Source organism: Catellatospora vulcania (genome assembly GCF_009720385.1).
GTDB classification, from domain to species: domain Bacteria; phylum Actinomycetota; class Actinomycetes; order Mycobacteriales; family Micromonosporaceae; genus Catellatospora; species Catellatospora vulcania.
The window spans coordinates 102,691-124,783 of the sequence record NZ_WARX01000007.1 but is presented as its reverse complement, the minus strand read 5'-3'; the positions used below and the strand labels follow the sequence as shown (position 1 = coordinate 124,783).

21 protein-coding genes are annotated in these 22,093 nt (G+C 73.0%); 7 read left to right on the top strand and 14 right to left on the bottom strand.

Features of this window, described 5'->3' with window-relative positions:
• Nucleotides 1-200 precede the first annotated feature (200 nt).
• From F6W97_RS28610 to F6W97_RS28600, 3 genes are all read right to left on the bottom strand, one after another.
• Nucleotides 201-1,856, bottom strand: coding sequence for a hypothetical protein (locus tag F6W97_RS28610; protein ID WP_155373655.1), 1,656 nt, complete (start codon nucleotides 1,854-1,856; stop codon nucleotides 201-203).
• A 92-nt stretch (nucleotides 1,857-1,948) separates the two neighbouring features.
• On the bottom strand, nucleotides 1,949-2,332 hold the full coding sequence (locus F6W97_RS28605; RefSeq protein ID WP_155373654.1) for a VOC family protein: 384 nt from the start codon (nucleotides 2,330-2,332) through the stop codon (nucleotides 1,949-1,951).
• Between the two features lie 50 nt (nucleotides 2,333-2,382).
• Nucleotides 2,383-3,336, bottom strand: coding sequence for a hypothetical protein (locus F6W97_RS28600; protein WP_155373653.1), 954 nt, complete (start codon nucleotides 3,334-3,336; stop codon nucleotides 2,383-2,385).
• A 123-nt stretch (nucleotides 3,337-3,459) separates the two neighbouring features.
• Between F6W97_RS28600 and F6W97_RS28595 the strand changes: the two genes are divergently transcribed.
• The gene (locus tag F6W97_RS28595) at nucleotides 3,460-5,037 is read left to right on the top strand and encodes an NAD(P)-binding domain-containing protein (RefSeq protein WP_155373652.1); all 1,578 of its coding nucleotides are present in this window, start codon (nucleotides 3,460-3,462) and stop codon (nucleotides 5,035-5,037) included.
• Here F6W97_RS28595 and F6W97_RS28590 read toward each other — a convergent pair.
• The 3 genes from F6W97_RS28590 to F6W97_RS28580 form a co-directional block, all read right to left on the bottom strand.
• Complete coding sequence (locus tag F6W97_RS28590) at nucleotides 5,011-5,610, bottom strand: nitroreductase family protein (RefSeq protein WP_155373935.1); 600 nt, start codon at nucleotides 5,608-5,610, stop codon at nucleotides 5,011-5,013. The two genes, F6W97_RS28595 and F6W97_RS28590, sit on opposite strands and share 27 nt — an antisense overlap.
• Before the next feature lie 140 nt (nucleotides 5,611-5,750).
• The gene (locus F6W97_RS28585; RefSeq protein WP_155373651.1) at nucleotides 5,751-6,866 is read right to left on the bottom strand and encodes a carboxylate-amine ligase; all 1,116 of its coding nucleotides are present in this window, start codon (nucleotides 6,864-6,866) and stop codon (nucleotides 5,751-5,753) included.
• Between the two features lie 115 nt (nucleotides 6,867-6,981).
• Entirely contained in the window at nucleotides 6,982-8,148 is a 1,167-nt protein-coding gene (locus tag F6W97_RS28580) for a M20/M25/M40 family metallo-hydrolase (protein WP_155373650.1), read from the bottom strand.
• Between the two features lie 217 nt (nucleotides 8,149-8,365).
• Between F6W97_RS28580 and F6W97_RS28575 the strand changes: the two genes are divergently transcribed.
• On the top strand, nucleotides 8,366-8,917 hold the full coding sequence (locus F6W97_RS28575; RefSeq protein WP_155373649.1) for a carboxymuconolactone decarboxylase family protein: 552 nt from the start codon (nucleotides 8,366-8,368) through the stop codon (nucleotides 8,915-8,917).
• A gap of 15 nt (nucleotides 8,918-8,932) precedes the next feature.
• Here F6W97_RS28575 and F6W97_RS28570 read toward each other — a convergent pair whose 3' ends face one another.
• From F6W97_RS28570 to F6W97_RS41300, 3 genes are all read right to left on the bottom strand, one after another.
• On the bottom strand, nucleotides 8,933-10,861 hold the full coding sequence (locus F6W97_RS28570; protein ID WP_155373648.1) for an ABC transporter ATP-binding protein: 1,929 nt from the start codon (nucleotides 10,859-10,861) through the stop codon (nucleotides 8,933-8,935).
• 53 nt (nucleotides 10,862-10,914) lie between these two features.
• Complete coding sequence (locus F6W97_RS28565) at nucleotides 10,915-11,730, bottom strand: AAC(3) family N-acetyltransferase (RefSeq protein ID WP_155373647.1); 816 nt, start codon at nucleotides 11,728-11,730, stop codon at nucleotides 10,915-10,917.
• A 103-nt stretch (nucleotides 11,731-11,833) separates the two neighbouring features.
• Nucleotides 11,834-14,818, bottom strand: a complete 2,985-nt coding sequence (locus tag F6W97_RS41300; protein WP_196279372.1) for a tetratricopeptide repeat protein — start codon at nucleotides 14,816-14,818, stop codon at nucleotides 11,834-11,836.
• Between the two features lie 101 nt (nucleotides 14,819-14,919).
• On the opposite strand from F6W97_RS41300, the gene F6W97_RS28555 reads away from it, so the two are divergent.
• The 3 genes from F6W97_RS28555 (at nucleotide 14,920) to F6W97_RS28545 (ending at nucleotide 17,538) form a co-directional block, all read left to right on the top strand.
• Nucleotides 14,920-16,029, top strand: a complete 1,110-nt coding sequence (locus F6W97_RS28555) for a PLL family lectin (protein WP_155373645.1) — start codon at nucleotides 14,920-14,922, stop codon at nucleotides 16,027-16,029.
• A gap of 242 nt (nucleotides 16,030-16,271) precedes the next feature.
• Nucleotides 16,272-16,784, top strand: coding sequence for a serpin family protein (locus F6W97_RS28550; RefSeq protein ID WP_155373644.1), 513 nt, complete (start codon nucleotides 16,272-16,274; stop codon nucleotides 16,782-16,784).
• A gap of 163 nt (nucleotides 16,785-16,947) precedes the next feature.
• Nucleotides 16,948-17,538: a hypothetical protein gene (locus tag F6W97_RS28545; RefSeq protein WP_155373643.1), complete on the top strand. Its 591-nt coding sequence runs from the start codon at nucleotides 16,948-16,950 to the stop codon at nucleotides 17,536-17,538.
• A 184-nt stretch (nucleotides 17,539-17,722) separates the two neighbouring features.
• Here F6W97_RS28545 and F6W97_RS40965 read toward each other — a convergent pair whose 3' ends face one another.
• Complete coding sequence (locus tag F6W97_RS40965) at nucleotides 17,723-18,340, bottom strand: RidA family protein (protein WP_230687057.1); 618 nt, start codon at nucleotides 18,338-18,340, stop codon at nucleotides 17,723-17,725.
• Between the two features lie 38 nt (nucleotides 18,341-18,378).
• Nucleotides 18,379-18,984: a P-loop nucleotide/nucleoside kinase family protein gene (locus F6W97_RS28535; RefSeq protein ID WP_230687056.1), complete on the bottom strand. Its 606-nt coding sequence runs from the start codon at nucleotides 18,982-18,984 to the stop codon at nucleotides 18,379-18,381.
• 10 nt (nucleotides 18,985-18,994) lie between these two features.
• Between F6W97_RS28535 and F6W97_RS28530 the strand changes: the two genes are divergently transcribed.
• A complete protein-coding gene (locus F6W97_RS28530) occupies nucleotides 18,995-19,363 on the top strand; it encodes an alpha/beta fold hydrolase (protein WP_155373641.1) in 369 nt (122 codons plus the stop codon).
• On the opposite strand, the gene F6W97_RS28525 is transcribed toward F6W97_RS28530, so the two are convergent.
• Nucleotides 19,332-19,781 (bottom strand): GNAT family N-acetyltransferase, encoded by a 450-nt coding sequence (locus F6W97_RS28525; RefSeq protein WP_155373640.1) that lies wholly within the window; start codon nucleotides 19,779-19,781, stop codon nucleotides 19,332-19,334. The two genes, F6W97_RS28530 and F6W97_RS28525, sit on opposite strands and share 32 nt — an antisense overlap.
• A 76-nt stretch (nucleotides 19,782-19,857) precedes the next feature.
• Nucleotides 19,858-20,574, bottom strand: coding sequence for a GNAT family N-acetyltransferase (locus F6W97_RS28520; RefSeq protein WP_155373639.1), 717 nt, complete (start codon nucleotides 20,572-20,574; stop codon nucleotides 19,858-19,860).
• 110 nt (nucleotides 20,575-20,684) lie between these two features.
• Here F6W97_RS28520 and F6W97_RS28515 point away from each other — a divergent pair, with 110 nt between their 5' ends.
• Nucleotides 20,685-21,659 carry a sigma-70 family RNA polymerase sigma factor gene (locus F6W97_RS28515; protein WP_155373933.1) on the top strand — a complete coding sequence of 325 codons (975 nt, stop codon included), beginning with the start codon at nucleotides 20,685-20,687 and terminating at the stop codon, nucleotides 21,657-21,659.
• Here F6W97_RS28515 and F6W97_RS28510 read toward each other — a convergent pair.
• Nucleotides 21,546-21,974 (bottom strand): STAS domain-containing protein, encoded by a 429-nt coding sequence (locus tag F6W97_RS28510; RefSeq protein WP_196279371.1) that lies wholly within the window; start codon nucleotides 21,972-21,974, stop codon nucleotides 21,546-21,548. The two genes, F6W97_RS28515 and F6W97_RS28510, sit on opposite strands and share 114 nt — an antisense overlap.
• Between the last annotated feature and the right edge of the window lie 119 nt (nucleotides 21,975-22,093).

Sequence of the window (22,093 nt, the reverse complement as noted above, 5' to 3'; positions counted from 1 at the left end):
AGCACACCGGCAAAACCAGCGGTTTGCCCGAAGGCCGCCAATCAAACCACTGGTTATCCGCGCACTAGCAGGATATATAGATGCATCACTTTGGTGTCAACCAGTAGTCGGTTAATATACGGTGTGTGTTTTAGAACACATGTTCGAGAACGGTCCACATCGTACAGTGCGACCGTCGACCGTGCGGCCGCAGCCTGCCCTCATCCGGCGCTGGTGGCCGTGAACCCTGCCGTGAGGGTGCCGGAGATCCCGTCGGCGGCTCGCGCTCCGCGAACCGACAGCGACAGGTCACCGGTCAGCGTCGAGCAGTCACCGGCCCGCGGCGTGAACCGCCCGTCGACCGCCAGCCGTGTCGTGGTGACCGGCCGGTCGCCGACACCCCATTCCAGGGTGCTGCCGGTGTACGCGAGGCTCGCCGCCGCGGCGGAGCCCGCCGGTCGGCCACCGCCGTCCAGCGTCGCCGCGACCTGCTTGCCGCCTGCCTTGCCGGACAGCTCGGTCAGCTGGCCCACCTCGCCGTCGACCACGTTGCCACCGGCAACGACCAGCCGGAACGTCACATCACCGCCGACCGGCCGCAGCGTCGCGCCGGCCACCCGGAGCGTGCCCGACACCGTCGCAGTGCCGGTCCACTCGCCGTCGGTGAACGTCGCGCAGTCCTCCTTGCCGTGCCAGCTCACGGTCACCGGCAGCGCGCCCGCCTGCCGCGGCATCGGCGCCAGGAACGCGGCCAGGCCCTCCGGCGCACCGGCGAACACCGCGCGGAACAGCGCCAGGTTGTCCATCGGCGCGGCCTGCAGCACCCCGGTGACGGCACGCTCGGGATCGGCCGGCTCGCCCGGGTCCGCGGCGGCCCGCAACCGCGCCGTCGCCCGGCCCGCGGCGTCGGTGACGGCACGCCGCGGCGACCAGCCGCCCTCCCCCAACTCCACATGCCCGGCCAGCTGCGCAGGCGGCAACCAGGCCACCTCCACCACGCCGGGTGCCGCGTTCGCCGTCAACAGCGGCTGGGGCCCGAACCCGGCCGCCGCGGCCTGCGCCGTGTCCACCGTCGCCACCACGTCCAGCGCGTCACCGGGCCCGCCCGCACCCTGGGCCAGCCGGGCCGTCTGCGGCGAAATCCGGATCCGCACATCCTGCCAGCGCAACATCGCCTGGGCGTACGCCATCGCGGGCGCGCCACCCAGCGACAGCTCCCCGCCGCCCGCCGCGTACACCACACCCCAGCCCGCCGCCTCCGGCGCGGCACGCTGACCGGCGCCCATCGGCGCGCGCTCGGGCACCCGCGCCGCCACGTCCGGGGTCACGAACCCGTCCAGCAGCAGCAGCCACTCCGACAGCGCGTCGACCGACGGGCCCAGCTCGCCGTCCCCGGCGAAGTCCACCTTTCGCGCCTGGAACAGCCGCACCAGCCACCTGTCCCGGGCCTGCCAGTACGCCGTGCGGTACAGCTCCAGCAGCTCGGCCGGCTCGCGCCGCACCCCCAGCGCGGAAAGCCGCCGCGCGAACGTCAGCATCGGCTCGCGGGCCGTGCCCGCCATGTCGGCGAGCGTGTCCACCTGCGCCAGGAGCACGTGCACGCCGTCCGCACCCGGGCGCACCCCGGCCAGCACCGGCTCGCCCGCCGGGGTGTAGACGGCCACGCCCAGATTGGCCAGCACCGACCAGGCCCCGCGGCGGCGCTCCGCCGGATCCGGCGAGGCCAGCGCGGCCGCGGTCTGCTCCGGCGACAGCACCGGCCGCTCGTCCTCGCGCCGCGGGACGCCGCCGGTGCACGCCGCCAGCGGCAGCAGCAACGCGAGCACGAGCCCGCCCACGATCGAACGACGGGCCACGCCCGGTCCCGCCCCGGCCATGCGAATCTCCCCGTCTGGCAGCCGCCGCCGGTGACACGTCCTGGGGCGTCACCGTAATGGCCCGCGGGCGGCCCCGCCAGAGGTACGCGGGGTCAGTCCTCCTCCAGCACCGACAGGATGTTGCCCGCCGGATCCTTGAACCAGGCGATCCGCGGACCCGTGTCGGCGTCGGACACCCCCTCGCCGTCGGTCTTCAGGTCGTCGGTGTCGTACCGCTCGAACTCGACGCCGCGTTCGGCCAGCTCCCCCATCGCGGCCTCCAGGTGCGTCACCGGGAAGTTCAGGATGGTGTACGTCGCCGGCTCGTGGTCGGGCTTCGGATAGATCAGCACCTGGCCGCCGCCGGCCAGTTCCAGCCGCAGCATGCCGCCGCCGAGATCGGTGACCTCCAGGCCCAGCGTCTCGCCGTAGAACCGCTTCGCCTGGTCGGTGTCGTCGACCGAGAACCCCGAGAACGCCCGTGTCCTGCCGAACATCGCCTGCTCCTCCTGCTGTGTGCCGAGCCCGGCCCTGGACCGGGCCGCTGTCATGACCTCGCCGCGCGGGCGTCGATCGCCGCCTGCGCCTTCGCGGTGCGGCGCACGGCCGCCGCGAGCGCCCGATCCGCCGCCGTACGGGCCGCGCGCTGCCCGTTCGCCTCCTGCTGCGCCCTGGCCCGCCGCTCCTCCAGCGCCGCCAGCGCCGTCCTGAGCTGCGCCAGCTCATCGGCGGTCGCCGTCTCGGCCGCCCGGGCCCGGTCCACCTCGTCCCGCGCCCGCTGTTCGGCCTCACGCGCCGAGGCCAGCTCCCGCCGCAGCCCGACCGGCACAGCGGGCGGCGCAGCCGTGCGGGCGACCCGCTGTGCCGCCACTGCCGCCACCGCCTCGACCGGCGCGGCAGGCGCGGCAGGCGCGGCGGGACTCTTCCGCACGGCGGTCCTGGCTGCCGTGCGGCGGGCCGTGTGCACGGTTTCGCCTGAGGGTTCATTGTCATCGGGTTCGTCGCCGAGCGGCGACGCCGCGCCGAACCCGGTGTAGGACACGGCCTTCGTGACAGTCCCGGCACGGACCTGGACGGCGACGTCGTCGTCGGCGAGCGCGGCGGCGAGGGTCTGCTCGACCTCGGCCAGCGGGAGCTTCGCCGGGCTCCGCGCGGGCTGGGCGCGTACCGCCAGGTCTGCGGCCTGTTCGGTCAGCGCCGACAGCAAGTCGCGGCGCTGCACGGTCAGCGCCCGCAGGTCCGCGCCGCGCAGCTGCCGCTGGGCGTCGCGCAGCGCGGCGGCCAGCGCGCTCAGCTCGGCGATGCGCTCGGGCGCCCGGTGGGCCAGCAGGTTGACCAGCCACGCGGCAACCGTGGGCCGGCGCAGCCGCTTGATCGCCGTGGCCTGCGCGGCGTGCCCGGCCGCCTTGGCCGCGGTCGCCGCCGCGTCACGCGCTGCGGTGAACCCATCAGGCAGGGCCGTGTACAGCTCACGCACGGTCTCCTCCGGCACCTCGCCCACCTTGCCATGATATGGGCTGTATGTGGCGAACCGGGCCGCCACCGCGCAACACGCCAGGCCGAGCCGATTGACGTATCCATATGAGTAATGAAAGGTCAAGGCATCCCTTTCACAGGAGTGTCCATGACAGACAGTGCACCGGCCGAGGTCCGCCACCAGTACGTGATCGTGGGCGCCGGACCCGCCGGGCTCCAGCTGAGCTACTACCTCCAGCAGGCCGGAGCCGACTACCTCACCCTGGAGCGGGCATCGGAGCCCGCCGGTTTCTTCCGGCACCACCCGCGCCACCGCAAGCTCATCTCCCTCAACAAGGTCCACTCCGTCAGCACCGACCCGGAGATCCGGCTGCGCTGGGACTGGAACTCGCTGCTGCACGAACCCGCCGACCTGCCGTTCGCCGACTACAGCCGGGAGTACTACCCGCACGCCGACGACCTGGTCCGATACCTCGCCGACTTCGGCCGCCACCACAAGCTCAACGTCCGCTACGACACCGACGTCCGGCGCATCGACCGCGCCGACGACGGGTTCACGGTGCACACCGCCGACGGGACCGTCTCGGCCCGGTGCCTGATCGTGGCGACGGGCTGGGGCCGGCCCAACATTCCCGACGTGCCCGGCATCGAGCACGCCGTCGGGTACGAGGCGATGAGCACCGATCCCGCCGACTACGCCGACCACCGGGTGCTGATCCTCGGCAAGGGCAACTCGGCGTTCGAGACCGCGTCGGCGCTGCTCGGCCACGCCGCGATGATCCACCTGGCGAGCCCGCGGCCGCTGCGGCTGGCCTGGAACACCAAACACCCCGGCGACGTGCGCGGACACCACGGGGCGGTGCTGGACAGCTACCAGTTCAAGACGCTGCACTCGGTGCTCGACTGCGTCATCGACGAGATCCGCCCGGTCGGCGAGCGCTTCGAGGTGCACCTGACCTACACCCACGCCGACGGGGAGACCGCGGTCATGGAGTACGAGTCGGTGCTGCGCTGCACCGGCTTCGCGATGGACACGTCCGTCTTCGGCGACGGCTGCCGGCCCCGGATGACCCCGAACGGCCGCATGCCGGTGACCCGGCCCGACTGGCAGTCCGCCGACGTCGACGGGCTCTACTTCGCCGGCACCCTCGCCCAGGACCGGGACTTCAAGAAGGCGTCCTCGGCGTTCATCGACGGCTTCCGGTACAACCTGCGCACCCTGACCCGGCTGCTCCAGGAGCGGTACGACGGCGTGCCGCTGCCCTACGACGAGGTGGCCGCCGAGGCCGGGGCGCTGACGGCGGCCGTGCTGGACCGGGTCAACTGGAGCTCGGCCCTGTGGACGCAGTTCGAGTTCCTCGTCGACGCGCTGGTCGTCGACCCGGCGGGCGGGCCGGTGCGGCACTACCACGACCTGCCCGAGGACCACGCGGTCGAACGTTTCGGCGACGAGCCGCACCTGTACACGTTCGGGCTGCGGTGGGGCCGCGACGAGTACGGCGACGTGTTCGCCATCGAGCGGCACCCGCAGCCCGACCGGGCCGCCGAGAGCGCGTTCATCCACCCGGTGATCCGCCGGTACCGCGGCGGCGAGCTGGTGGCCGAGCTGCACCTGCTGGAGGACCTGCTGGCCGAGTGGCGGCGCGAGGACCGGCACGTCCGCCCCCTGCACGAGTTCTTCGCCGCGGACCTGGGGCGCTCAGCGGTGGACCAGCACCTCCGGTAGCGGCTTGCGGGACAGGTCGGGCACGGTGACCCCGTCGGCGGGACGGCCGACGGGCATCACCACGTACGCCCGCTCCTCGGCCGGGCGCTCGCAGATCTCGTTGAGAAAGCGCATCGGGCTCGGCGTGTGCGTGAGCGTGGCCAGCCCCGCCAGGTGCAGGGAGGTGATCAGCATGCCGACGGCGATGCCGACCGACTCCTTGACGTAGTACGGCTTGGGCGTGTGCGGGCCCTGGTGGACCTCGAACACGACGATGACCACGGGAGCGGTCTCCAGGAACGGCTTGTGCCAGTCAGTGCCCATGCCGGAGACCGCGTCGAGCCACTCCTGCGGCGCGCGGCGGCTGTAGAACTCCCGCTCCTCGGCCTCCGCCGCGTGCCGCAGCGCCCGCTTGCGCACCGGGTCGGTGATGACCACGAAACGCCACGGCTGCAGGTTGGCGCCGCTGGGCGCGGTCGCGGCGGCGCGTACGGCCTGTTCGACGACGTCCATCGGCACCGGCTCGGGCGAGAACTGCCGCACCGAGCGGCGGGCGGCCATCCGGTCGGCGAAGTCGCGGGCGGTGCGGCTCATCTCCGCCGGTTCGAGGCGGTCCAGGTGGAACGGGACGGTGGCGACGGCGTGCACGGGGGCCTCCCGGGGTCGGATCGCTGCCGTTCCAGCATCGCCCACCGACCACGGGCCGCGCTTACGCCGGATTGCCCAGTTCCGGGTCAGCGCACCGTCTGCTCGGCGACGTAGTCCACGACCCCGGCCAGGCCGCCGTGCACCGCGGCCGAGCGCTGGCGGCGCGCGCCGGACCCGTCGGCCAGCAGGCGGTCCAGGGCCGCCGTGACGTGCTCGTGCTCGCCGTTGGCGCGCAGCTGCGGCTCGACCAGGGCCACCAGCGCGCGGGCCAGGTCCGCGGCCGGGCGCAGCCGTCCGGTGGCCAGGTCCAGGCCCTCGCCGTCCAGACCGTCGCGGGCCGCCCGCCAGTACGCGGCGCGCAGCAGCTCGCCGGGGACGTCGGGGGCGGGTTCGCCGCGCCCGGCGGCCGCCGACAGGTGGGTCACCAGAGCCCGGACCAGCACCGCGTAGAGCACCGCCTCGTCTGCGGTCAGCGCCGCGTCGGCGACCCGGATCTCCAGCGTCGGGTGGGCGGCCGAGGGGCGCACGTCCCAGAAGACGGTGCCCCGGTCGACCAGCGCACCGGCCTCCTGCAGGGTGTCGACCACCTGGTCGTAGTGGGCGGCGGAGTCGAAGCGCGGTGGCGGACCCGCCACCGGCCAGCGCGGCCAGGTCATGGTGCGCCAGCTGGCGTACCCGGTGTCGCGATCGGCCCAGAACGGCGAGTTCGCGGTCAGCGTCAGCAGGACCGGCAAGTGGGGCCGCAGGTGGTTGGACACGGCGACGGCCAGGTCGCGGTCAGGCAGCTCGACGTGCACGTGCAGGGCGCAGATGGCCAGCTCGTCGTGCAGGCCACGGAACGCGGCGATGCCTCGGCTCTGGCGGGGTCCGGTGGTCATCGGCGGCGGGACGGGACCGGCGACGGCCGCAGAGCCGGCGGACATCAGCCGCAACCCGGTCGCCTCCGCGGCGGCCGCGGCCACCCGGCGGGCCTGCCGCAGCTGGCCTGCCAGCTCCGCCAGCGTGGTGCACGGATCGGTCCGGGTCTCCAGCTGCAACGTGGTGATCTCACCGGACACCCGGGCGCCCAGCGTCGCCGACGCCTTCTCGACGACCTCGGCCGCGCGGGGCGCCGGGACGCGGGTCACCGCGTCGACGACGAGGAACTCCTCCTCCACGCCGAAACGGGGCGGTGCCGCGCTCGGCAGAGTGGTCACAGACATGGCGGTCGTCGCCTCCGGCTTCGGGTCGGGGCCGCACGACACGGCCGCCCGGAGCGTACCGGCCGGTCGCCCGCGAGCAGGCCGACCCGGCCTTCGACACACCGATGTGGACGGATCATCCAGTGGCGGCGCCCGTGGCGGCCGCGCGCCGGGACCGGCCGCGCGGCTGCTCCAGCACGGCGGCGACCAACCCGGCCAGCAGCGCTGCCCGCGCCGGCATCTGGGACACGTCGACCCACTCGCTGCGCGCGTGGGAGCCGCCGCCGACGCCGCCGAGGCCGTCGAGGGTGGCCACCCCCAGCGATCCGGTGAAGTTGGCGTCGGACGCGCCGGGGGCGTGCGCGCCGCGCAGCTCGGCCAGGCCGAGCCGGCGTCCGGCCTGCCGGGCCAGGTCCAGCAGCGGCAGGGCGACCTGTTCGGGCAGCGGGTAGCGGTTGAGACCGCCGCCGACGGTGAGCACGGCCTCCGGCAGCAGCGGGGTCATGGCACGCACCAGGCGGTCCACCCGTTCCAGCTCGTCGCGGGTCCAGGCACGCACGTCGACGCAGAACACCGCCGACTCCGGAACCTGGTTGGTCATCGTGCCCGCGGACAGGACCGTCGGGGTGACGCTGGTGTCGCCGGCCGCGAACGAGCGCACGGCCAGCACCTGATGGGCCAGTTCCACGGCGGCGTTGACGCCGCGGTGCGGTTCCACGCCCGCGTGGGCGGCGCGGCCGCGCACCGCGATGCGGTACATCGAGCCGCCCTTGCGGGCCACCTTCAGCGCTCCGTCCTCGGTGCTGGGCTCGCCGACCAGCACTGCCCGGGAGCGCAGCGCCTGCTGCTCGATGAGCGAGCGGGACGTGACCGAGCCGGTCTCCTCGTCGCAGGTCAGCAACAGGCCGACCCGCGAGGTGTCGGGCAGCAGCGACAGGGCCGTGAGCATCTGCACGATGCCGGACTTCATGTCGCACACCCCCGGCCCGGTCGCGATGGGACCGCGCACCGTGAACGGCCACTGCTCGACGGTGCCGGCCGGCCACACCGTGTCGTAGTGGCCCAGCAGCAGCACCCGCTGGTCCTCGGCCGCCCACAGCAGGTGCGGCAGCCCGTCGCGGACCACCCGGCGGGGCGGGCGGCCCAGCACCGCCGTGCCCCAGGCAGCCAGCAGGTCTGCACAGGCGCCCAGCTGCGGCAGCGCGCCCGGCGGCGACTCGCACTCGACCAGCTCGCGCAGCTGCGCCACCATCGTCGCGGCCAGCCGCCCCGCCTGATCGCCCATAAGCTCCACATCGGACATGACGCCAGCGTGGCAGCGCGACCGGGCCGGGGCCAGCGCCGAAAATGCGCAACCCGTCCGCCGGGCATCCGGGCAGGTGCCCGGCTCGGGACGGATCGCGGCGCGCCCGGACGCCAGAAGAGCAACATCGAAGAAGCGCGCCACCGGGCCCGGCCGGGAGAATGCCGGAGGGCTGTGCCGTCGCCGGCCCCGAGACCGAGCACCGAGGAGAACCCCGATGGCACACATCGACCTGGGCGTGGACGAGCGGATGTTCCCCGGCATCAACGGCCCGATGCGGTTCCGGCCGGAGACCGCGGGTCCGCTCAACGCGCTGGCCGAGGCGCTGCTGCACGCCCCGCACCCGACGCTGAGCGCGGGCGAGCGGGAGCTGATCGCGGCCTACGTGTCCGGGCTCAACGAGTGCGTGTTCTGCTGCTCGTCGCACTCGGCCTTCGCCGCCGCGCACTTCGACGCCGGTATGACGCTGGTGCAGCAGGTCCGCGCGGACCTCGACAGCGCCGACATCAGCCCGAAAATGCGGGCGCTGCTGCGGATCGCGGCCGCCGTGCAGCAGGACGGCCGCAAGGTGACCGCGGCGCTGGTCGACGCCGCCCGCGCCGAGGGCGCCGACGACCTGGAGGTGCACGACACGGTGCTCATCGCGGCGGCGTTCTGCATGTACAACCGGTATGTCGACGGCCTGGGCACGCTGCCGGCGGCCGACCCCGCCGTCTACGAGCACGCCGCACAGCGGATCAAGGCACACGGCTACGGGTCGGCGGCCTGAGCCCGCCCGACGGCGTCACCCGGCGGCGAGGTAGCCGTGGGCCTGGAGCGTGAACAGCTCCGCATAACGCCCGCCCGCCGCCATCAGCTCGTCGTGGCGGCCTGACTGCACGAGCCGTCCCTCGTGCAGCACGTGGATGACGTCGGCGTGGCGTACGTTGGCCAGCCGGTGCGTGATGAGGATGGTGGTCCGCCGGCCCTGCCGGTCCCGGATCGCCTGGAACAGGGCGTCCTCGGCGCGCGGGTCCAGCGCCGAGGACGGCTCGTCCATGATGAGCAGGTCCGCGTCGCGCAGGAAGCCGCGCGCCGCGGTGATGCGCTGCCACTGCCCGCCGGACAGGTCCTGCCCGTCGGCGAAGGTGCGGTCCAGCAGCGTGTCGTACCCGAACGGCAACTGCACGATCATGTCGTGGGCCACCGCGCGGCGCGCCGCCGCCTCGATGCGCTCGCGCTCCACCGGAGCCCCCGCCTCGCCGAGGCGGATGTTCACCTCGGCGGTGAACGGCCACTTCCAGTAGTCCTGCGACACCACCGTGATGCGGGCGCGCAGCTGGTCGGCGTCCAGCTCGGCGAACGGCACACCGTTCCAGGACACCGTGCCCGCCGACGGCTCGCGCAGCGCGGCGATGACCGCGGCCAGGGTGGTCTTGCCGGAGCCGTTCTCCCCCACGAACGCCACCGTCTGCCCGGCGTGCACGGCCAGCGACACCCCGTCGACCGCGGGGGCGTCCCGGTCGGGATAGCTCAGGCTGACCGCGTCGACCTCCAACGTCTCCAGCTCCCCCGCGGGCAGGACACCGTCCGCGGCGGGCACGTGTGTCTTCGCCCGCTCCATGAACTCGGTGTAGTCGTCGAAGTGCCGCCCCTCCATGTACAGCGAGTCGACCTGGTACGTCACCGTGGCCAGCGAGTGCCGGGCGGCCTGGAGCGCGATCACGGCGGTGGCCGCGGCCGACAGCGGGATCGCGCCGTCCAGCAGCAGCCAGCCGAGCAGCCCGTACACCGCACCCGTGGCGAGGCCGCCCGCCAGCGCGCCGAGCGCGTTGGTCGTGGTGACGCGGCGGGCCAGGTCGAGCTGGATCCGCGTCTCGGTCTCCATGACCGTGTCGTACTGGCCGAGCAGGAACCCGCGCAGCCCGTACGCGCGCAGCTCCGCCGCGGTCATCCGGTCGGCCATCAGCCGGTTCAGGATCCACATCCGGCGTCGCCGCACCGACCCGGCCAGGTACGTCTGGTACTCCAGGTGCCCGGCCTTCAGCGCCGCCCACGCGTTGGGCACCGTCGCCAGCAGCATCGCGCCCAGCAGCAGCGGGTGCACGACGACCAGCGCCACCGCCACCGCCAGCACCCCGATCGTGCCCGCGGCCAGCGCCATCATCGCGTTGACCAGGCCGATCACCGACTCCATGCCGCGCGCGGCACGTTCCATGTCGTCGGCGAACGCGTCCTCGTCGAACGCGTCCAGCCGCACCGCCGTCGTCGCCTCGAACAGCTGCCGCTGCACCGCCCGGTCCACCCGCGGCGTCAAGCCGTTGAGGGCGTACCCGGTGGCGATGCCCATGCCCGCGCGCAGCGCCGCAGCCCCGGCCAGCACGATCAGGGCGGGCAGCGCCGTGGCCACCCGGTCCGGCGTCGGCGCGGCGGAGAACAGGCCGACCAGCACCTGCTGCGTGGCGAGCAGACCCGCGGTCGACATGACCCCGGCCAGCACCGTGCAGGACAGCACGATCGCCGTGCGGACCCGGTCGGCGCGCCAGGCGATGCGCAGCGCGGTGCCGACCAGCCGCGGCAGCGCCTGGGCCAGGGTGCGCAGCCCGGCGTCGGCACGGGCGCGCATCCCGTGCTCCCACCACATGGTCCGCATCTGCGGCAGCACTGAGCCGGTCGCGGGTGTCGTCTCGACGGCGGTCACGGTGGCGGCATCGGACGGTGCGGACACAGTCATCCCCTCCCCTGAGCCGCGACCTCACCGGCGGCCTGAGAAAAGGGTATGCCCAATCAGGAATGAGCAGCCGATTCGTTCGCGCCGACGCGGTGCTCGGCCATCCAGCCGGTCGCGAAGTCGACGAGCGCGCGCTGCCGTCCCAGCCGTGCCACCGCCCCGCCCACCGGGCCGACCCGCATCGCGCCGGTGGCCTCGAAATCCTCGCCGAGCTGCGTGAAGTCGCTCTCGTCCGGGTCCACCTCGGTCCAGGTGACCCAGTGGCTGGTGCCGTCCGGCCGCCGCACCGACGAGCCGGTGCGCATCATCGGCGGCTGCTGCTGTCGGCATTCGGCCAGGTGCAACGACGTGTTCGAGTCGTGCCCGCAGCCCAGCAGCAGCACCTTGCCGTCGAGGCGGTACACCGCGCCCAGCGGTGAGCGCTCGCCCAGCGCGTCGTCGAGCACGTGTTCGGCGACGATGTCCGCGGCGTGCCGGCCGAGCGCGGCGAAGGACACCTGCGGGTGGTCGCTGCGTCTCGCGCCCGGCCAGGTGCGGACCGCCTCGGCGAGCGCGCCCATCCAGCGGCTGGGGGTGCGCGCCGGGTCGAAGCCCGGGGTCTGCTCGCGGATCACCGGCCACCACGCCTCGGGCACCGGCGGGTGCTGCCATACCGCCGGGTCGGTGTTGTCCGGGGTGTGGGTCGGCACGACCAGGGTGCCGTCCGGACCGAGCACGTCCAGGAACGCCTGCACGACGGCGTGCGTGCCACCGGCCGTGAACCCGACGCTCTTGAGCGACGCGTGCAGCAGCACCACGTCACCGGACGACAGGCCCAGCTCACGCAGGTCGGCGGCGAGCGTGGCGGTGGTGTACGGCATGGTCTGATCCATCGGGGCATCGTAGTCGGGGCATCGTAGTCGGGGCATCGCCGAACTCGCTGCGTTCACCGGCGACTGGAGCGCAGCCACGCAGTCCTACGGCCGTGCGGTGGATTCACTCCGAACGGCTGTGCCCCGACACCGCCACGATGCTGTTGCGGGCCAGCACCGCTGCCGATGATGCCAAAGCGGCCGGCGCGGGCAGGCCCAGCTCGGCCATGGCCGCCGCGTACCGGTCGTACCCCCGGCGGGCCTCGCCGTACCGGCCCGCGTCCAGGTGCACGGTCACCAGATCGCGGTGGGACTGCTCGTCGTAGGGGTCGTGGCTGAGAATCCGGAGCAGGTAGCGCACCGCGTCATCGCAGTCCCCGGCCCGGCGGCTCAGCTCGGCGAGGACCCGGGTCACGTGCAGGTACACCGCGCGGGCCTCCTCCCGCAGCGCCTGCAACCAGGTGTCGTAAGGGTCCCCGGCGAACACTTCGGCGTAGCTGGCCTCGGCGGCCCGGAGCAGCGGGCCGGCCTGGTCGGATGCCCCGCGGGCGTGCAGGCGCAGGCCGTGCCGGGCGTCGTCGAGGAAGGACTCCACGTCGATCACCAGCCGGTCGAGGTTGAGTGCGAGGTTGGTGGCATCGGCGGTGATGAAGTGGTCGGTGGCGGCCCGTCGGCCCGGGTCGAGGACGCCTCGGAGGATGGACAGCAGTGCGGCCAGCCGGTGGCCGACCTTGTCGGCCTCGTCCGGGGTGGGTTCCCAGAGCAGTTCGGCGAGTTCCTCCCGGGACGTCGGGCGACCGCGGCGGGTGATCAGGATCCGGAGCAGGTCGCGGGCCTTGCGGGACTGCCAGCTCGCGGCCGGCACCGGCTCGCCGTCGACCACCACCCGGAACTGGCCCATCGCCCGGATCTGCACCACCGGACCGTCCGCATCCGGCACCACCACGTGCAGTTCGGCGAGCCGGCCGGCGGCGAGGCGGGCCCGCGACTGCACGTCGGCTGCCGCGCCGGGCAGTCGGCCGAGCGCGACCCGGACCAGGTCCGCGTGGACCTCGGCGCCGGCGTCGCGGTGGATGGCCAGCGCCTCGCAGTACGCCTGGCGGGCCTCGCGGGGGTCGGTGCTGGCCGCGCCGCGCAGTTCCAGGGCCTCGGCGAGGCCGCCGGCGTCGCGGTGTGCCCGGGCGGCCGCAGCCGCGTGCTGGGCCCAGTCGACGGCGGTGGCGAGATCACCGGCGGCCAGCGCCACCCAGCCGTGCGCGAGCTGGGCCGGACAGAGCAGCGGGCCGGTCGCGAGTTTCAGCGCCCGGGCGGCGTGTTCGGTTGCCCGGTCGGGGTCTTCGGCGGCGAGGGTACGGGCCAGGCCGGCCAGGGCCGGGATCAGGCCCAGCCGGTTCTCGTCCTCGGCCGCGATGCGGGCGGCTTCCTCGAAGGCGGCCAGCGCCTGGCTGGTCCGGCCACGTAGGCGATACAGGATGCCGAGTCCCGACAGCGGGTAGGAGACCTTTCTGGAACCCATTTTCTGGTACGCGGCCACGCAGCGCTCATAGGTCGTGACCGCCTCGTCCAGTCTGCCGAGCTGGGACAGCAGGCTGGCCAGGTTACCGAGCGCGAGGGCCAGGTTGGCGGTGTGCCCGATCCGGTCGGCGTCGGTCACCGCCGGGGTCAGCACCGCGAGCGCGTCGGCGTACCGCGCCTCGCGTTCCAGCGCGACGGCCAGGTTCGTCCGGATCCGGATCGCCTGCACCACGTCACCGGCGGTCTCGGCCAGGGCGAGGGCCCGCTCGTAGTGGGTGTGCAGGACAGCCTGGCCGCCGTCGAGATTGGCTACCAGAGCCAGCGCCACGTACGCCGCCGAGCGGGCCCGGGGATCCCCGGTCGCCTCAGCCGTCCGATGCGCGCGGTGCGCGGCCTCCCGGCTCGCGGCGGCGTCGCCGGCCAGCCAGTGCGCCGCAGCGGTCCAGGCCAGCAGTTGCGCCTCGTCGGCCGAATCGGCGCCGGTGAGCCGGCCGCGGCGAAGGACGGCCAGGGCGTCGCCAGCGGTGCCCGCGTAGTACAGGGCGGCGCCGTATCGCCACGCGAACCCGGCCGGCAGCTCCTCGGAGCCGTCGTCGAGTGTCGCGTAGGTGTCTACGGCGGCAGCGGTGTCACCGGTGATCGCCAGGGCCTCGCCGAGCAGCAGGGTGAGCCGTTCGTTGCGGTAGCCGGCGGGCAGGGACCGGATCGTGGCGGCGACGTCCACGGCCGCCCCGCCTGCGAGCAACGCGCTGCCGGACCCGCTGAGCAGCGCCGCACAGCTGTCGGGGTCGTCGGCGGCCAGATGCAGGCGCAGGGCTTCGGCGGACCGGCCGTGCTGGACATGCCAATCGGCGGCCACCCGGAGCACCCGCCGCCGGGGCGGGTGCTGGGCGCGGACCACTGCGGCGAGCAGCGGCACCAGCCGGTGCCACTGATGGTCTGGTGTGGCCGGAACGACCAGGCCGAGCCGCGCCAGCCAGGCCAGGGTCCGCTCGGCGTCGCGGTGGCCCAACTCGCGGGCCATCTCGGGAGAGACCGCCTCGATTCGGGCACAGTCCGTGACCAGGCGCCGGGCGACCGTCGACAGGGGGGCCAGCACTTCGGTGTCGACGTACTCCGCGATGGGGTTGCCTGGCATGGCCAGCTGATCGGTTCCGACCCGGTCGCCGGCCAGCGCCGCGCCGGCCAGCAGCACCAGGGCCGGCCAGCCGGCCGTCAGCTGGTGCACGTGCGTGGCTTCCGGCTCGGCGATGCCGTACCGCTGGTGGAGCAGCCGAATCGTGCGCTGCCGTGACAGGGCGAGCTTGCCCGGCCCGACCTCGACCGGAACGCCGCCGGCCCACCGCAGGATCGCCGGCGTGGGCGGCTGGCGGGTCAGCAGCACCAGCCGGGTGGTCGGTGCCGGGCGCAGCACGGGCAGCTCGGCCGCGAGGTGCAGATCATCGATCACGACGATCGGTGCCGTCGCCGATGGACCATCCCAGGTCGGTGGGCTCAGCCAGGTGTGCTCGGCATTGCCGAGCCAGGACCGGACCGCTGTCGTCTTGCCATAGCCGGCCGCCGCCAGCACCACGGTAAAGCGGCTTGTCAGCATCACTTCCCCCTGTGGCCGACCCTGAAAAAACGGTGATCCCACCGTGACGGTTCGGCCGATGCTGAGAAAGGCAACAGTCGACATCACGATAAGGAGGAACAATGGACAATCGATCGTCGGTCCTCGTCCGGCTCGCCGTCGGACTCGCCACCGCGGTGTGCGCGATCGGGTTCGCGGGTCCGGCCAACGCCGCGCCGACCGCCGTCCAGATCGACCAGATCGGCCAGAAGATGGCGGCCCCCCAGGCCACGGCCGACGCGGACCCCGTCACCTACGAGGTGCTCCGGGTCTTCTTCCGCAGCCCCACCGGCCGGCTGATGGAACGCTGGCTGGACAACGGCTGGCACACCGCCGACCACGGCGGCGCAGACATCATCGGCGAGCCGACCGCGGTGGTGACCCCGAGCGGACTGCGGGTCTACTCCCGGTACGAGAACGGCCAGATGCGGGAGGACCGGCTGAGCAGCGGCGGAAGCTGGAGCGTCAGCACGCCGGTTCCCGGGCTGGTGTTCGCCGGCGACTTCGCCGCGGTCCACTACGGCACGACGCGGGTGTTCGGCCGCACTTCCGCCGGGGCGCTGGTGGAGGCCTGGATCGGTTCGGACGGCGACTGGCACCACGCCAGCCACGGTGGGGCGGCCATCATCGGCAACCCGTCGGCGGTGGTGGACAGCTGGAACAAACTGCGGGTGTACAGCCGGTACACGAACAATCTGCTCCGCGAGGATGTGCTGCCGAGCACTGCGGGGTCGTGGACCATCGGCACGCCGGGCGGCGCGGCCTTCACCGGCGACGTGACCGCGATCGTGGCGTTCGGCGCGCTGCGGGTGTTCGGCCGCGGCACCACCGGCACGCTCTGGGAGCTGTGGCTGGGCAATGTGGCCGGCCCCTGGTCCGTATCCGAGCACGCCGGCGGCTCGATGATCGGCAAACCGGCCGCGGTGCTCGCGTCGGGCACGCTGCGGGTGTACTCCCGGTACTCCGGCAACGCCCTCCGCGAGGACCGCCTGGCCTGCTCGGCCTGTTCCTGGGTGACAGGCAACCCGTACGGCGCGGTGTTCACCGGCGACCCGGCCGCCATCGTCTCGGTCGGCGCGCTGCGCGTGTACGGCCGCGGTACCACGGGCACGCTGTGGGAACTGTGGCTGAGCGGCAACGGCACCGGGCCGGCCTGGAACGCCTCCGACCACGGCATCCCCATGGCCGCATAGGCGGAGTCTGGGCCGGCGGGCCACACCCCGCCGGCCCAGCCGTGACCGCACTCCACGTGTTCCTCAACCATGGGATCGAAGCGGTCTTTGACACGCTCGAAAACCGACTCAGCTTCGAACGACACGGCTAACGCACCCGGCCATCGCGTCGATCGCGTTGTCGATGAGGTTCGCCCAGACCTGGATCAGCTCACCGGCGTACCCGTCGATGCCCGGTACGGCCGTAGGACCGCTGGACGGTGATGCCCGACGCCCCGGCCGCCGCGGTCCTCGCCGCCGCCCTCGACACCCGATCGGCGGCGCCGGCACGGCGCGGCTCGCAGCTCGCGCAGGGCGACACCGCGCCAGGCGTGTCCGTGGACCTCGACTGGTCGTACGACGACAGCCCAGGGCTGCTGGTGAGCCTGCCCCAGTTCACCGTGCGATCGTCACACAACCTGCTCGCGCACGCCGACCTGTTCGGACTGCGTACGGTGTCGGAAGTGTTCGGGCAGCAACTGCCGGGCATAAGTGACGTCCCGCTGCTCGTCGGCGCTGCAGCGCAAAACTTGACTGCGTCGTTCACCGCGAAAGGGTTCGAGGCGGTCGTGGCGACCGCGATCGAGGTCCAGTACACGGGCGCGCCGCCGTCGAAGCGCCCGCTGCAGGTGCGGCTGCTGCTGGACCGGCCATTCGGGTTCGTGGCCAGGCACCGCGACTCCGGGCTGGCGCTCGTCGCCGGCTGGGTCGCGCAACCAGGGTCAAAGTCCACGTAGACCGGCGCGCCGACGGACGACTGGTCGAGCCCGCCAGCCCAGCACGGATTCCATGGCCGTGGTCGATGCCGGTCTCCAGCCGCACCAACGAAACCTGGTCAGTGCGATGCGTCGACAGACAATGCCTACTCAGGCAGCTGGCGGACTGGGTTAGCCTCGCCCCGTGCGATACCTGAGCGAGTCGTTCGCGATCGGCGCCCTGCGCCGGTCGGTCTCGATCGAACAGTTTCTCGGCCCGGCCTTCCACCAGGAGCGTCGCGGCATCCGGTGGGTGGCCATCGAGCCTCGCGGCAACGGCCGGTACACGGTGGTGCTGTACCTGAGCTGGGACGTCGGCGGTGAGCATTTCGGCGATCTGTTGGAGTTCCCGCCACTGGTTCCCGACGCCGACGACGGCGAGGTCCTTGCCGAGGTCGATGACGCCGTCGAAGCCCTCGAGCTCGCCGAGCGGGTCACGGACGCCGTCCGGGAACGGTGGGCGAACTTCGGCGTCGCCGCCGAGGACTACTTCGACTACGTACGGTCTGGACGGCTGCCTGATCCGCTTACGAAGGACGCCGCGACCGACATTGTGCGCACACTCCTGACCGCTGAAGGCGGGGACGAACGATCCACCTCATGGAGGCTGGAGGGCTTGGCGCGGCGAACCGGATGTCTGCACATCAGCGACATGATCTACTGGCCTGCCGGACGATCCCGAACGGCCGAGGAGATCATCGAACACGTCGAGGCGTGTATTCCGACCGCCCTGTGAACGATCTGCGGTGGTCGCAGACCAGCCGGATCCCAAGATGGCGGACGTGTCGACGTTCCGTGTTCAGCGCCTGCGCCATCTGCGTTCTCGGCCGACCGCCGGCTCGACAACGGCAGCCTGCACCTACCCGACGACCTGACGACACTCGCGGGTTCGGTGACCACACCTGCCGCGAGCGATCACGTCATGCCGTCTCGCCGCTGAACGCGGTCATCCGGATCGACACCAGGACGCCGGGCAGTTCGACACCGAGCTTGGCCACGTAGCGTGTCGGTGGCGTGCCGGGGAACCAGGTTGCGTACTCCTCGTTCATACCGGCGAAGTCGACCGGGCGGGCCAGCAGCACGCCCACCTCGACGATGTCGTCCCAGGCTGCCCCGGCCGCCCGCAGAACTGCGCGGCAGTTGGCCAGGGCCTGTCGGGTCTGCTCCTGGATCGTCGTCCCGGCCAGCGCGCCGGTGGCGACGTCCACGCCGACCAGGCCCGACACGTAAACCATGTTGCCTGCCTTCACGGCCTGGCTGTACAACGGCGAGCTGGGGGCTTCGGCCGTATTGACGATCTCGCGCATGCGTCGCTCCAAGGTCGAGCCGCACAGGTCATTCCGGTGCGGCAGGTGGTCGAATGCGGCGGGTGCCCGAATCGAGTATGAGCGATCCGGCAAGGCGTTGAGATCCGAGCCGAACGTCCAGGCCGCCATCAAGCGCCCGACGACACCCCATGCGCCATCGACATCGACATCGACGGACGGCACGAACTCGGGCTGTTCAAGCTGTGACGTGGCGTCAAACAGCGGTGACATGCCGGGTTGGCCAAACAGTTGGTCGATGCGGCATGCCGTCAGCTCTCGGTGAGCCGCCCGCTCAGGCTTTGTGCGAGGGAGGGCCAAAATCGCTGGGCCCAGGCGAACCAGCTCTCGTCCCCGGGCGGCGGGGAGGGCAGAGACGAACCGGAGAGCTCGTCTGCGTCGGGCACCTCGAACTGCTCTCTCCAGGAGTCGAGCTCCGCCTCGGCCATGGGGAATGTCTGCTCAGGCGCGTGTTTCCAGCGATTCTGAATCCGGCTCCACTGCACCTCGCGTTCCACCGGCAGGTACACGACCTCGCATGACGCTCCCGCTGAAGCGGCCATCCAGCGCAGGGCGGAGCGCTCGTCGCGCGACCAGAGTCCGAAGTCGAGAATGACGCTGAGCCGCAGGCGCAGGGCGTCGATGGCCAGTGCGATGAGTCGGCCTTCCAGCAGCCACCGCTTGCCGTCGGGCCGTTCCTGGTGACGGTCTTCTTGGCCGAGCAGGGACAGCGCCCAGTCGTCGGCGGTGAGCAGCAGGGCTCCGCGCTCCGCCGCCAGTTCCCGCCCTCGCACGGTCTTCCCGGATCCGGGCAGACCCACCATCAGGAACAGTGTGGGCGCATGACCCGCCTGCGTATCTCTCACCGTCTCAGCCACGTGGCCCATGATGCCCGGCGTCCCCGACGAGCTGCGGGTGTCCGGGCTGGTCCTGGAGGAGACGCCGCCGCCGGACCCGATGGGTTTCACGGTGCCCGATCACGAGATCCGGCGGCACATCGTGGGCCAGCTCAACGCCCCCGATCCGGCCTGGTGGGACGCGGTCGACTCGATCACCTGCCCGGTGCTGACGGTGCGCGGCGGCCCGGACAGCTTCCTGCCCCGGGACCGCATCGCCGCGATGGCAGCCCGTTTCCCCCGCGGCCGCCTGCTGACCATTCCGGTGGGTCACTGCGTCCACCGCGACGCGCCCGACGCCTTCCTCGACGCGGTCCGATCACACCTGATCAGTCACGCGGGGCCGGGCGGCGCACCATGAACACGTCGACCGGGTCCTCGGACTCGGCCGTGAAGCCGTGCCGCTCGTACAGCCGACGGGCTGGGCTGCCCTGCAGCACCTGCAGCCGGACCACGGTGCCGTCACGATCGCACTGCTCCAGCAAGCCCGCCAGCACGGCCGCGCCGATGCCGCCGCCGTGCAGGTGGGGGGCCAGGTAGAAGTTCTCCAGCCAGTGGGTGTCCTCGGCCGGGCGCAGCGACACGCACCCGGCGAACGTGCCCGCCACCTCGATCACCCAGGTCTGCTCGGGCGCGAACCGGTCGCGCAGCCGCTGCCGCACCCGGTGCTCGTCGTAGCGTCCGAGCCGTTCCAGGTCCGCCCGCAGCACCACGGCCCGCAACTCGGCCACCGTCTCGACATCGGCCGCCGCAGCAGGCCGGAGCACCCAATCCGCCATGATCGACAGGTTAGCGAGCCGTCACCGGCATGCGTTCACCAGGTGACTGTTGCCGGCAGGCGTCAGTCGGGCGTGGTCAGCCGGGCGTCGACTGCTCCGAGCGCGGCTCGCTCAGCGGGCGGCCGCCGACGCCGACGATGTGCCAGCCGAGGTCCGGGAATCCGGCGCTGCGCGCGGTGCGGTCCGAGGCCGTGTTCGCCGGGTCGTGCAGGTAGATCGGCACCGCACCCTGTGCGAGGATCCAGCGCGCCGCCTGCGCGACCAGCGCTGTGGCCAGGCCGCGCCCCCGGTGCGCCTCCTCGGTGCCGACCGAGATCTCCATACCGGCGGTGTTGTGCCGTTTCACGCCCACGCCCGCCGCGTACCGGCCCGCGTCGTCGAAGCTGATCAGCACCTGCCCGCCGAACGGGTGCAGCCACTCCGGCACCCGCGGGTCCAGCGCCGGCACCCACTCGCCCGCGTCCGGCAGCCCGGTGGGGGCCTCGGTCCACCGGAACACCCCGCGGTACGCGGTCGCCTCCGGCCGCCCGAGCGCCCCGGGCAACCGGTCAGCCACGTCGCCCCAGGTCCGCACCGCGTCGCGTACCGCGGTGACGGCATGTGGCGCGACGGACAGCACCCCGCCGTGCGGTGTCGACACCCCGACCACGTCGCGGACCTGGCCGTCCCACCCCGGCCGGGTCCGGGCCAGGCTGCCGACCACGGTCAGGCCTTCCGCCTCGGTCCACTCCCCCAGGTACTCGACCAGGAAGTCGGTGAGGCGTCGGTCCGTGCAGATATCGCGGCTGTCCATCGCCCGAAGAATACGTCGCCCGCCCGCTGCCCCTCGGCAACCGCCCCGGTACGCCGTCGCGGTGACAGGTCCTGTCGGGCGGCGGGTGTAGGTTCGCGGACGTGGAGGAGATGCTCGAGGCGCACCGGCGGGAACTGACCGCCTACTGCTACCGCATGCTGGGTTCGGCGTTCGAGGCCGAGGACGCGGTGCAGGAGACCCTGATCCGCGCCTGGAAGGGCTACGAGCAGTTCGAGGGCCGCTCGGCGGTCCGCTCGTGGCTGTATCGCATCGCCACCAACGTCTGCCTGGACATGCTCGGCAGCGCGCAGCGCCGGGCCCGTCCCATGGACCTGGCCTCGGCCGGCGCGCCCGAACGGGTCACCAGCGCGCCCGTGCCGCTGGCCGAGTCGGTGTGGGTCGGCCCCGCACCCGACGACCGGCTGCTGCCCGACACCGCCGACCCGGCGGACCTGACCGTGGCCCGCGAGTCGGTCCGGCTCGCCTTCGTCGCGGCGCTGCAGCACCTCGCCCCCAAGCAGCGCGCGGTGCTGATCCTGCGCGAGGTGCTGGCCTGGAGCGCCGCCGAGACCGCCGAGCTGCTCGGCCTGACCGTGGCCTCGGTCAACAGCGCGCTGCAGCGGGCCCGGGCCAGCCTGAGCGCGGTCAGCGCCACCGACGCCGACGTGCTGGCCCCGACCGACGCCGACCAGGCCGCCCTGCTCGCGCGGTATGTCGAGGCGTTCGAGCGCTACGACCTCGACGCCCTGGCCACGCTGCTGCACGAGGACGCGACGCTGTCCATGCCGCCGCTGGACCTGTGGTTCCGTGGGGTCGACGACATCCGCACCTGGATGCTCGGCCTCGGCTGCGGCTGCCGGGGCTCGCGGCTGGTGCCCGTCGTCGCCAACGGCCTGCCCGCCTTCGGGCAGTACCGGCCCACCGAGGACCCGGACCGCCATGAGCCGTGGGCGCTCATCGTCCTGGAGATCTCAGCCGGACGGATCGCCGGGGTCAACAACTTCCTCGACACCGAGCGGCTGTTCCCGCTGTTCGGCCTGCCCCCCGTGCTCGTGCGGGGCAAGGAGGCCGAACTCGTCGGCTGAGCCGCCCGGGTGCGACGGCAGCACGCTGCGCAGTCCGGTCAGCTCCAGCAGCAGCCGCAGGTGCGCGCCGGCCCGCCACAGCCGCAGCGTGCCACCGGCCCGGGAGGTGTGCAGCCGCAGCCGGGCCAGCACGTCCAGCCCGGCCAGGTCCGGCCGGGCCAGGGCGCCGACGTCGCAGAGCACCACCAGGGCGCTGCCCGCCGGCACGTCGCGGGAGGCGTCGTCGACCCGGGCGCACAGCGCGGCCAGGTCCCCCGGTCCCAGTGCGGGGCCGAGGACCAGCACCGCGTACGACTCCCGCCCGTGCTCGCGCACCGCTCGCCTCCTCCGCGGCGCGCCCGCCCGCCGCCGGTCGCGGTCCGGGCACGGGGCACCTTCGTCAGATAGGACGGTCGGCGGCACCCGGATTCATCGGTCTCCCCCTGTCGACCATG